Consider the following 11,370-nt stretch of genomic DNA (forward strand, 5'->3'; position numbering starts at 1 on the left):
TTATTGATTATTAAGAGTAAGGTATTTCACAACGGCATCATGCTTGAACCAGCTGCTCACCGCTACAATGAGATTTATCTGAATTTTCAATCGTATTTCCTGAATATCCAGAACATCATCAAAATCTATGGTTCCGGTTTCATATTGTTTTAAAAGCAATTCTTCGACATCTTGAGCCTGAGAAAGGTTATCTGACTGTGTTTCGAATTTGATCCTTGCTGAAGTTCTTTCATTTAAAGCTGAACTTAATCTACTGTCCAGATCGTTTAAAGCTGCATCACGATCAAAAGAGATCTGTTCTTGCTTCAGTTCATTTTGCCTGGAAACTGAGCGATACTTTTTATTAAAGATAGGCACCGAAAACGAGACCATCGGCATCACAATGTCTTTTCCGTTATCTGAGAAATCCATGTCCGGTCTTTCCTGAACACTCACATAATCAAGACCAAAGCCCAATTTTGGTGCAGATTCCTGCTGATTTAGTGCTTCAGAATTGCTGATACTTTCAGCAAATTTATCATACCTCTGTAATTCGGGATGCAGGGTAATATCTATATTTTCGGTTTCCTGCATCGGAATGATCAAGGTATCCTGAACATCCACATTTTCATCATCAGTATTCAATAACTTATTGAAACTTATCCTCAACGCATCCAGCTGAAGCCTGATTATTTTAATTTGTTCCTCTAGATCATTCTGGCGCATTTTAAGTCTTAAAACCTCTACCGCCGAAGCTTTCCCGACTTCTATTGAATTTAGCGCAATCGTTCTATAAACTTCCAGCAGGTCGATATTCTGCTGTAAAACTTCCAATTTTTCTTTCAATTCATAGATATCGAAATAGACCTGCGAAACATTCAGTTTCAAATTTCTTCTGGCGATTTCAAGATCTGCTTCTTCCACGCTTACCATAGAACCTGCATAATCTTTTCTGGATTGAATAGTTCCAAACCAGGGAATCATCTGTCTAACAGAAACTCTAAATTTCTGGGCACCAGTCCTGGTTTCCGGCTCACTAATAAAATATCCAATACCGAATTCTGTATCAGAAAGTGCATTTACTTCATTGATCCTTTCCTCGGCAATTTCGATAGAAGAATTCATGGATTGAATCTCCGGATTGTTTTTTAAAGCGCGGTTTTGATAATCCTCCAATTTTTGGGCCTGCACTAGAACCGGAAGAAATAGTAATATTGCTATTATATTTTTCATGATCTGTGTCTTTTTAATTGAGCTTCTTTTCTCCAACTGAACAGCACCGGCACTACGAATAAAGTGATCAGCGCAATCAACATTCCTCCAAAAGCAGGGATCGCCATTGGGATCATAATATCGCTTCCACGACCTGTTGAAGTCAAAATTGGCAGTAAAGCGAGAATGGTTGTGGCCGTAGTCATCAAACATGGTCTGATTCGCTTTTCTCCTGCTTCAATCACCGATTGCCTGATTTGCTTTCTATTATCCGGAGAATTTGCATCGAAAGTCTGAGTAAGATAAGTTGCCATCACCACTCCATCATCTGTAGCAATACCGAAAAGTGCGATAAAACCGACCCATACCGCAACACTTAAATTAATCGTTTTAATTTGAAATAACTGCCTGATGTTTTCTCCAAATAAACTGAAATCCATGAACCAGTCCTGTCCATAGAACCAGATCATAAGAAATCCGCCACCAAAAGCAACTGCAATTCCGGCGAAAACCATCAGTGAGGTTGATACCGACTTGAATTGAAAGTAAAGGATCAGTAAAATGATCAATAAAGATAGTGGTACAACCAGTGATAGTGTTTTTTCAGCTCTCAACTGGTTTTCGTAATTCCCGGTAAAGCGATATTTAATACCGGCAGGAACTTTCAATTCTCCGGAATCTATCCTCTCCTGTATAAGATCCTGCGCATTTTCAACCACATTCACCTCAGCAAATCCATCAAGCTTGTCGAATAACACATAACCGGTGAGAAATGTGTTCTCACTTTTTATCACCTGAGGACCTTGCTCATATCTTATATTTACCAATTCGCCTAATGGAACAGGCGCTCCATTTTCTACAGGCACATAAATATCTTTTATATTTTCGGGGCTGGCACGAAGTTCCCGAGGATATCTAACCCTTATGCCATAACGCTCTCGACCCTCAACCGTTTCGCTCAATTGCATACCGCCAACAGCTACCTGGAGCACTTGCTGGACCTCATCTATGGAAATCCCATAACGAACCAGTTTTTCACGTTGAATGTCGATTAATAAATAAGGTTTTCCTACAATTCTATCGGCAAAAACTGCCTCTTTTTTAACACCTTCGGCTTGTTTCAGAATATCTTCTAGTTGCATTCCAAATTCCTGAATTTGTTTAAGATCCTGCCCCTGAACCTTAATTCCCATTGGTGCCCGCATACCGGTTTGCAACATAATCAACCGGGTTTCTATAGGCTGCAGTTTTGGTGCTGAAGTAACGCCTGGCAGTTTTGTGACCCTGGCGATCTCATTCCAGATATCTTCAGGAGTCTCGATCTCAGGTCTCCAGTTTCTGAAATATTCACCATCTTCATCTGGAATCAACTGCGCCGAATTTATTTTCAACGGATTTATAACTAAAGATTGCTGGTATTTCTCGCGATTTTCAACTTCAGAATTAGGATTAGCCGCCAGTTTTCCATTTTTCAGCACAAAGAATCCATTCTCGTTAACCTGATATTTTTGCCTTTTCCCATTCTCATTCTCCATGTATTCTGTCTTGTACTGGATGATATTTTCATACATGGACAATGGAGCAGGATCTAGGGCAGATTCTGTTCTTCCAGCTTTTCCAACCACGGTTTCAATTTCCGGAAGACTGGCCACTGCCATGTCCAGTTGCTGAAGAACTCTCTTATTCTCTTTAACTCCGGAATGTGGTAATGAAGTTGGCATCAGTAAAAAGGAGCCTTCATTGAGGGAAGGCATAAATTCTTTCCCGGTATTCTTCATAATAAAGAATCCGTTAAGGATGATCGCTGCAGGAATGGCCAGAAACAATGCTTTATTTTCCAGCGTCCAGGTTAATATCCGCACATAAAATCTTTTAAATAAAAAGAACACGGCAAGAAGTCCGAAACAGATAACGCCTACAAAAATTAGATTAAACAGAACACTGTTTTGAAGACCGAGTGGTCTCCAGTAGACTGACAGCAAAACTACAATCGTAACAATAGCAACAATGATCTTGAACATTTTACTCTGTACTTGATCTATCTTATCTAATTTCAATAATAGGTCCATAATTCCGAAAGCTATCAAAGCAAGACCTATTAGGTATCCGAAAATTATCGCTGCGATCCCCAATGTGATCAGAACAGCAGGAAATATGAAGCTGATTTCCTTTCGGAAATTTCTTTTCTTAAATAGAATAGCCGCAAATGGAGGGATAAGAAATAAAGCAACTAGTATTGAAGCAGTCAAAGCCATGGTTTTCGTGAACGCCAGCGGTCTGAATAATTTTCCTTCAGCACCAACCATGGTGAAAACCGGAATAAAACTGATGATCGTCGTTAATACCGCGGTAAGAATCGCTCCGGAAACTTCAGCAGTAGCTTCATATACTACCTGATTCACCGGTCGGTCATTTTGCATGTCCAGATGCCTTATGATATTTTCGGAAAGAATGATTCCCATATCCACCATGGTCCCAATTGCGATAGCAATACCTGAAAGAGCAACAATATTGGCAGAAACCCCGAATATTTTCATCGATACGAAAACCATCAACACGGCAACTGGTAATAATCCTGATATTAGGATCGACGCTCTTAAATTGAAAACCATGATTATGATTACCAGGATAGTGATCAGGATTTCCATAATTAAAGCCTCGTTTAATGTTCCTAATGTTTCCAGAATGAGTTCAGTCCTATCATAGAATGGAACGATCGTAAGTTGCGATTCGGTTCCATCGCTTAAAATTTTAGAAGGTAAACCTGAGCTGATCTCATTAATTTCATCTTTTACATTGTTGATCACTTCCATTGGATTTGCACCATAGCGAGCCACTACTAATCCCCCAACAACCTCAGCACCTTCTTTATCAAGGATTCCACGGCGAGAAGCTGGTCCCATGGAAACATTGGCAATGTCTTTGATCCTGATAGATGTAAAATTTTCTGAAGTCACCACGGCATTTTCAATATCTTCCACAGACTTTACGTAGCCAAGTCCTCGCACGAGGTATTCCGCCTGATTGATCTCCAGAGTTTGTGCACCTATCTCGCGATTACTTTCCTTAACCGCCATGACTACCTGATCCAAACCGATATTATACTGCCGCATCAATTCTGGCTTTACATCGATCTGGTATTCCTGAACATAACCTCCAATACTGGCAACTTCTGAAACCCCACTAACTCCTGATAGGGCGTATTTCACATAGTAATCCTGAATACTTCTTAATTCCTGAAGATCCCAGCCACCAGTCACATTACCATCTTTATCACGACCTTCCAGCGTATACCAGAATATCTGGCCCAGCCCTGTTGCATCGGGTCCAAGCTTTGGATTTACTCCTTCAGGCAATAGGTTGTCAGGAAGAGAATTCAACTTTTCGAGGATTCGGCTTCGACTCCAATAAAACTCTACATCCTCTTCAAAAATGATATAGATACTGGAAAACCCGAACATAGAAGAACTACGAATCGTTTTCACCCCGGGAATTCCGAGTAAACTCGTGGTTAAAGGATAGGTAATCTGGTCTTCGATATCCTGCGGAGATTGGCCAGACCATTCGGTAAAAATGATCTGTTGATTTTCACCAATATCAGGAATTGCATCTACGGCAACCGGATCGTTCGGAAGCAAACCCGTGTCCCAGTTAAAAGGTGAATTCATGATTCCCCAACTAACCAGTACTGCCAGTAATATAAAGGCAATGAGTTTGTTTTCGATAAAATATTTAATGCATTTATTCAGCATATAATAAGAGTTAAAAATTAGAATTTGGCGCATAAAGCGAGAAGCCACGGCAAAATATGCGTGGTTTAAAAACTAAAATCTAACTATCAAATAAGGAAAACCTGGTCTTCCAACTGAATATCGGAAACCAGTAAAGGAGGGGAATAATCTTTAAATGGAATGATCTGCTTTGGCAGACTTTCAAAAAGATTGAGATAAGCAAAAGAAAAAGTGGTAATGAATAATTGCTCATGGAAATCGAAAGAATCAAAAGATATTTTCAATTCATCCTGACCTTCTACCGAAACCTTTTCATTGGTACAACAATGAGATTCAGCATCAGCAGACATTTGCATTCCACAGGTCTTAGCTTTTGAAAATACGGCTTTATCAACAAGATGACTTCCGCAGAAATGTTTATCTACCGTAAAAGACATCGTAGATAGCAGGACCATAAAGGCCATGCTTAAAGAAACGATATGTTGAAAAGCTTTATTCACTAACGGCAAAGGTACAAATTTCTAAACATCGAACGTTTACTTCCTAATATTCAAATATTAATGGTAAAAATAAAACCGAAATTCTAGAGTAGATTTCAAAATTCAGGTTAAAACTTTCAACTTAATTTTTTATTGATTCTATAATAATAGAATGCGGGAAGCAATACCAACAGAAATAAAGGATGAATGAGAAATCTCCTAACATAAAACAACGCAAGATAATGTTCTCTTTCAATATTAAGCACCAGAAATATAAAAGCGCTCACAGCTCCTACATAAAGCAATGCATATAGAATCACAGAAAATTTGATCATGCTTCTGTTTCTAAACGCGATATAGATAATAGCGATCGAAATAATACTATTAAGTGTGAAACGTATGCTGAGATGTATCATGAGCTTTGCCATATTCATAGGTGGAATGATACCAAGCAGATAATCTGACCTGAAAAACGCTATTAATGGATCGTAGAATAGACTATCTTCAAAAAAACGTATCGCTGCAAGTAGCAAAACCATGAAGCCAATAAGAATTATCTTATATCTTTTCTTCATGCTTTTTTGTATTTAGTGAAGATGCGTATCCATACCAGCCAGAGCAGGAAAACCATTCCGTAGATCGCCAGTGGAAAAAATACGGTGTGCATAAAACCAGAATACTGCGGGTATTCAAGAATACTTACCGAAAGGATAACAATTCGCAAGATGTTAGTTGCATAAATAAGTGCCGAGCCGGCTAAAATATAGATCAATGTCGTGGAGGTCTTTCCGAAGAAAGCAAGAATAAAGGAAGTGAATAATATAATAATACTTGCCGAATTGCATCCTTCCACGATACCGGCCAGAAAATGACCTTCCACCATTAGTTTCATGGATAGTCCTGTATAATGCATTACCACTTCCACATTATCGTAGCCCAACGCATGCATGACATCTCCACTCTGGTAAGCAACCAATCTCGTGATGGCGTCTGGTACTGGCTGAGTTTGCTCATAAAACAGCAGAAATGCGTTGTAAGCACTGGAAAAAAGAAAATAGCTCCCCAGGAACACAAATATAAAACGCAATACCGTTCTGTATTTCTTGATGAGTTTCAGCAAAGTAGGACTCGGTTTTTAACAAATTTATAGATTTACATTCCATGCTGAACACAGCAAATTGAATACTTTTGCACCAAATATTGTTAATATGAATGTGCAGGACTTAAAACCGCAGGTAGAACAAATTCTACGCGACTCGAATAAGGATGTAAAACTAAGAATGACAGAGGTTTGTGAACTTCTTGAGAAAAATATCGCTTACTATGATTGGGTAGGTTTTTACTTCAGAAATGGCGATAAAGAAGAATTGAAACTAAAAGCATTTGCCGGTGAGCCAACAGATCATGAGATCATTCCGTTTGGCAAAGGTATTTGCGGGCAGGTAGCAGTAAGCAATCAGAATTTTGTGGTGCCAGATGTAAAAGCTCAGGATAACTATATCGCTTGCAGTATCAATGTAAAAGCTGAAATCGTAATTCCGTTATTTGTAAACGGTGAGAATGTAGGCCAGATAGATATTGACAGTCACACTGCAGATCCTTTTACTGCTGAAGATGAGGAATTCCTGGTATGGGTGAACGAGAAAGTAGCAGCAATCCTGTAGATTACATTAAACTATAAGAACAAAAAAACTCCTGATTTACCAGGAGTTTTTTTGTTCTTGTATCGAGTTCAAAATTACATTTGAAGTGCGATAATAAAGAAAAGAAATGCAAAAAAACCTACTAATTGTAGTATTGATAGCAGGTAGTTCTTTTCGATCTCATTTCCCATTTCCATAGCTTTTTGTTTTAAAATTACACAAGCTATGTCTTCGCAATCAGATCTTTAACGAACTTTAATTTATTTTACTATAATTTATGTGAAATAAACCTTCGTATACTGTTTTTATTAAGAAAAGTTTTACATCCCGGTACGAATAGCCTCCACAGGATCCAATTTTGAGGCTGACATGGCAGGAATAATACCCGACACCAATCCTATGACCGCTGACACTAGTGTTCCTATGAACATATTATATGGCGAGAGGACAAATTCAAAGTCACCCGTAAACTGTGAGGCTACGATTGAAACCAGCCACACGAAGAACAACCCAACCAATCCACCAATCACAGAAAGTATTACGGCTTCAAACAAAAATTGGGACAGAATAAATTTATTCTTTGCACCCAATGATTTTTGAATTCCAATAAGATTGGTTCTCTCCTTTACACTAACAAACATGATATTTGCGATTCCGAAGCCTCCTACCAGTAAAGAAAATCCACTAATTACCAGACCTATCACATTCAGCTGGCCGGTTATATTATCTACGAATTCTGTAAGACCTTTCAACTCATTCACAAAAAAGTTATTGATCTCCCCTGGCTTGATCCCACGCATATTCCGCAGGTTTTGCTCCAGTAAGGCAATGAATTCATCACTATCTGCTCCGCTTTCTGGCTTCATGACCAACTGCGGAAATACCATTCCCTTGGTGGTCCCATAAACCAGACGCGCAAAATTCGCCGGCACAAAAGCCTGCCCGTCCCTGGAACCTGTAAACAGGGATTGTCCCTGTTTTTTCAGGACTCCGATCACTGTAGCCCTACGTCCAAAAATTCTTACTTCTTCACCAATTCCGTTAGATCCACCAAACAGGGTTTGCGCCACTTCGTGACCAAGAACGACGACTCCAGAACCACTTACAGATTCAGATTCGTTGAAAAAACGACCTTCTTCCAGTTCCATTGCTTCAATATCATAGTATTCATGAGTCACCGCGCCAATGTCTACACCGCTACTGGTAACATCCTGGTATTTAATTGCTGCTCCGCCGGGAATGCCCAGGACGAAGCTAATTTCATCCAGGTCTGGAAGGCTCTTCTTTAGATTCTGGTATTCTTCATAAGTGACGTCTGGAAATTGCTGACTCTTCCACCTGGGAACATCACTAGGTCCAAAATTAAATCTCATCACGATCACCGTACTATTGTCCAGGGAACTCAAACTTCCGGTAATATCTTTTTTAAGGGAATCTACCGCTGCAAGAACGGCGATAATGGAGAAGATACCAATGGTCACCCCGAGCAGGGAAAGAAAGGTTCTTAGCTTATTATTGGTTAGAGCGCTAATCGCGAAATTAAAACTCTCTTTAAGTACCCGTAAATAGATCAGCATAGTTGAAAATCTGCTATTAACTCATGAATTTCAGATAGGACGCATAATCCAAAATTTCGTTACAAAATTTATCGATAATTCATTAGTGCCACTTTCAAATTTTTCGCTTTATTAATTACTTTTGCAGCTTTAACAAACACAACACAATGAGCGAATTAAAACAAGCAAAGTCTGCTTTGATTTCAGTCTTCAGTAAAGATGGTCTTGAGCCAATCGTAAGAAAGCTGGATGAACTGGGCATCACTATTTATTCTACAGGTGGTACCGAGAAATTTATCAGGGATCTTGGGATAGAGGTCGTTCCAGTAGAGGATGTTACCTCCTACCCTTCTATTCTGGGTGGCCGGGTAAAAACTCTTCATCCAAAAGTATTTGGTGGGATCCTTAACAGACAGGATCATGAAGGTGATGTGAAAGAGCTGGAACAATATGAAATCCCGCAGATAGACATTGTAGTTGTGGATCTATATCCTTTTGAGAAAACCGTTGCTTCAGGTGCTTCGGAACAGGATATTATCGAAAAGATCGATATTGGAGGAATTTCCCTTATACGAGCTGCGGCCAAGAATTTTAAAGACGTTACCTGCGTTTCTTCCGTAGATGATTATGCTGAATTTTTAGAACTGCTAAATGAGAAATCTGGAAGCACTGACATAGCCGATCGTAAAAAATTCGCTGCCAAAGCTTTCAATATTTCTTCTCACTACGATTCAGCTATATTCAATTATTTTAATGCTGAAGGAGAAATTAATTCTTTCAAACAAAGTGAACTGAAAGGTAAAGAACTACGATACGGAGAAAATCCTCATCAAAAAGGAACGTTCTTTGGCGATTTCGAAGCGATTTTTGATCAGCTGCATGGAAAGGAATTAAGCTACAACAATTTGCTGGATGTGGATGCCGCAGTAAATTTGATGAGTGAGTTCAAAGGTGAAGCTCCAACATTCGCGATTTTGAAACACAACAACGCCTGTGGTCTTGCGCAAAGAGATTCGATTTACCAGGCTTATGTAGATGCCCTTGCCGGAGATCCGGTTTCAGCTTTTGGAGGAATTTTAATTAGCAATGTGGAAATAGACGCCGCTACTGCTGAAGAAATCCACAAACTTTTCTGTGAAGTGGTCATCGCCCCTTCATTCTCTGCGGAAGCTGAAGAAATTTTAAAAGGCAAAAAGAACAGAATTCTGCTGGTACAAAAAGATGCCAAACTTCCGAAGAACCAGGTAAGAACCTGCCTGAACGGTGTTCTTGTTCAGGATAAAGATCTTAAAACCGATGCTATCGAAGATCTTAAGTTGGCAACTAGCAATAAAGCGACAGATTCTGAGTTATCTGACATGATATTTGCTTCCAAGATTTGTAAGCATACAAAATCAAATACGATCGTTCTGGCAAAGAATAAACAACTATGCGCAAATGGTACCGGGCAAACCTCCAGAGTAGACGCCCTTACCCATAGTATCGCCAAAGCAAGATCCTTTGATTTTGACCTGAATGGTGCTGTGATGGCCAGTGATGCATTTTTCCCTTTTCCAGATTGCGTGGAAATCGCCGGTAATGCCGGAATTACTGCTGTCATTCAGCCTGGTGGAAGCGTCAAGGATGAACTGAGCATCAACTATTGCAACGAAAATAATATCGCAATGGTGATGACCGGGACACGCCATTTTAAACATTAAATTCATTACATTTACCCAACCTCAACACTTAAAATAGACTATGGGATTTTTTGACTTTCTCATTGAAGAAATTGCAATCGACTTAGGGACCGCGAATACATTAATCATACATAATGATAAGGTCGTTGTGGACAGCCCTTCGATCGTTGCCAGGGATAGAACCTCTGGCAAAATTACCGCAGTTGGTAAGGAAGCTGCAATGATGCAGGGGAAAACTCATGAGAATATTAAGACCATTAGGCCTTTAAAAGATGGGGTGATTGCCGACTTTGATGCCAGCGAGAAAATGCTCACAATGTTCATCAAAGAAATTCCGGCACTTAAAAAGAAACTTTTTACTCCGGCATTGCGAATGGTTATCTGTATTCCTTCCGGAATTACCGAGGTTGAGATGCGTGCTGTAAAAGAAAGTGCAGAAAGGGTAAATGGAAAAGAAGTATACTTAATCCATGAACCAATGGCTGCGGCCATTGGTATTGGTGTAGACATCATGCAGCCAAAAGGTAACATGATCGTTGATATTGGAGGTGGTACAACTGAAATTGCGGTGATCGCTCTTGGAGGTATCGTTTGTGACAAATCTGTAAAGATCGCAGGGGATGTATTTACCAATGACATCGTGTATTACATGCGAACGCAGCATAACCTGTATGTTGGTGAACGTACTGCGGAAAAAATTAAAATCCAGATTGGTGCTGCGACTGAAGATCTTGAGGTTCCACCAGACGAAATGAGCGTTCAGGGACGTGATTTACTTACCGGTAAACCAAAACAGGTAAACATTTCCTACCGTGAGATTGCCAAAGCTCTGGATAAATCCATATTGAGGATCGAAGATGCTGTTATGGAAACTCTTTCTCAAACGCCTCCAGAACTGGCTGCCGATATTTATAATACGGGAATTTATCTTGCCGGTGGTGGTTCGATGCTTAGAGGACTGGACAAACGACTTTCTCAAAAAACAGACCTTCCAGTGTATATCGCTGAAGATCCCCTTAGAGCTGTAGTTCGTGGTACCGGAATTACCTTAAAAACACTGAATCGCTATAAAGGCATTTTGATCAAGTAGG

General features: G+C 39.7%; 9 protein-coding genes. 3 read left to right on the top strand and 6 right to left on the bottom strand.

Annotation, left to right across the window (positions count from 1 at the left end; translation table 11 throughout):
- The 5 genes from G529_RS0105160 to xrtF form a co-directional block, all read right to left on the bottom strand.
- The gene (locus G529_RS0105160) at positions 1–1,212 is read right to left on the bottom strand and encodes a TolC family protein (protein WP_026914529.1); all 1,212 of its coding nucleotides are present in this window, start codon (positions 1,210–1,212) and stop codon (positions 1–3) included.
- The gene (locus G529_RS0105165; protein WP_026914530.1) at positions 1,209–4,943 is read right to left on the bottom strand and encodes an efflux RND transporter permease subunit; all 3,735 of its coding nucleotides are present in this window, start codon (positions 4,941–4,943) and stop codon (positions 1,209–1,211) included. The genes G529_RS0105160 and G529_RS0105165 overlap by 4 nt, the downstream gene beginning before the upstream one ends.
- Before the next feature lie 86 nt (positions 4,944–5,029).
- Positions 5,030–5,422, bottom strand: coding sequence for an HYC_CC_PP family protein (locus G529_RS0105170; protein WP_035695588.1), 393 nt, complete (start codon positions 5,420–5,422; stop codon positions 5,030–5,032).
- A 116-nt stretch (positions 5,423–5,538) separates the two neighbouring features.
- Positions 5,539–5,976 (bottom strand): exosortase F system-associated membrane protein, encoded by a 438-nt coding sequence (locus G529_RS0105175; RefSeq protein WP_026914532.1) that lies wholly within the window; start codon positions 5,974–5,976, stop codon positions 5,539–5,541.
- The gene (xrtF, locus tag G529_RS0105180) at positions 5,973–6,521 is read right to left on the bottom strand and encodes an exosortase family protein XrtF (RefSeq protein WP_026914533.1); all 549 of its coding nucleotides are present in this window, start codon (positions 6,519–6,521) and stop codon (positions 5,973–5,975) included. Before xrtF ends, G529_RS0105175 begins: the two co-directional genes overlap by 4 nt.
- A gap of 88 nt (positions 6,522–6,609) precedes the next feature.
- On the opposite strand from xrtF, the gene G529_RS0105185 reads away from it, so the two are divergent.
- Positions 6,610–7,065 carry a GAF domain-containing protein gene (locus G529_RS0105185; protein WP_026914534.1) on the top strand — a complete coding sequence of 152 codons (456 nt, stop codon included), beginning with the start codon at positions 6,610–6,612 and terminating at the stop codon, positions 7,063–7,065.
- Positions 7,066–7,364: 299 nt separating this feature from the next.
- Here G529_RS0105185 and G529_RS0105195 read toward each other — a convergent pair whose 3' ends face one another.
- Complete coding sequence (locus tag G529_RS0105195) at positions 7,365–8,621, bottom strand: ABC transporter permease (protein ID WP_026914535.1); 1,257 nt, start codon at positions 8,619–8,621, stop codon at positions 7,365–7,367.
- Positions 8,622–8,767: 146 nt separating this feature from the next.
- Between G529_RS0105195 and purH the strand changes: the two genes are divergently transcribed.
- The gene (gene purH / locus G529_RS0105200; RefSeq protein ID WP_026914536.1) at positions 8,768–10,300 is read left to right on the top strand and encodes a bifunctional phosphoribosylaminoimidazolecarboxamide formyltransferase/IMP cyclohydrolase; all 1,533 of its coding nucleotides are present in this window, start codon (positions 8,768–8,770) and stop codon (positions 10,298–10,300) included.
- 40 nt (positions 10,301–10,340) lie between these two features.
- On the top strand, positions 10,341–11,369 hold the full coding sequence (locus G529_RS0105205) for a rod shape-determining protein (RefSeq protein WP_026914537.1): 1,029 nt from the start codon (positions 10,341–10,343) through the stop codon (positions 11,367–11,369).
- The last annotated feature ends 1 nt before the right edge of the window (position 11,370 follow it).

It is taken from the genome of Christiangramia portivictoriae DSM 23547 (genome assembly GCF_000423045.1).
Lineage (GTDB): Bacteria > Bacteroidota > Bacteroidia > Flavobacteriales > Flavobacteriaceae > Christiangramia > Christiangramia portivictoriae.

Coding starts and splice junctions, on each gene's coding strand:
- G529_RS0105160 (WP_026914529.1), bottom strand. CDS start 1,212: ATGAAAAATATAATAGCAATATTACTATTTCTTCCGGTTCTAGTGCAG.
- G529_RS0105165 (WP_026914530.1), bottom strand. CDS start 4,943: ATGCTGAATAAATGCATTAAATATTTTATCGAAAACAAACTCATTGCC.
- G529_RS0105175 (WP_026914532.1), bottom strand. CDS start 5,976: ATGAAGAAAAGATATAAGATAATTCTTATTGGCTTCATGGTTTTGCTA.
- G529_RS0105185 (WP_026914534.1), top strand. CDS start 6,610: ATGAATGTGCAGGACTTAAAACCGCAGGTAGAACAAATTCTACGCGAC.
- G529_RS0105195 (WP_026914535.1), bottom strand. CDS start 8,621: ATGCTGATCTATTTACGGGTACTTAAAGAGAGTTTTAATTTCGCGATT.
- purH (WP_026914536.1), top strand. CDS start 8,768: ATGAGCGAATTAAAACAAGCAAAGTCTGCTTTGATTTCAGTCTTCAGT.
- G529_RS0105205 (WP_026914537.1), top strand. CDS start 10,341: ATGGGATTTTTTGACTTTCTCATTGAAGAAATTGCAATCGACTTAGGG.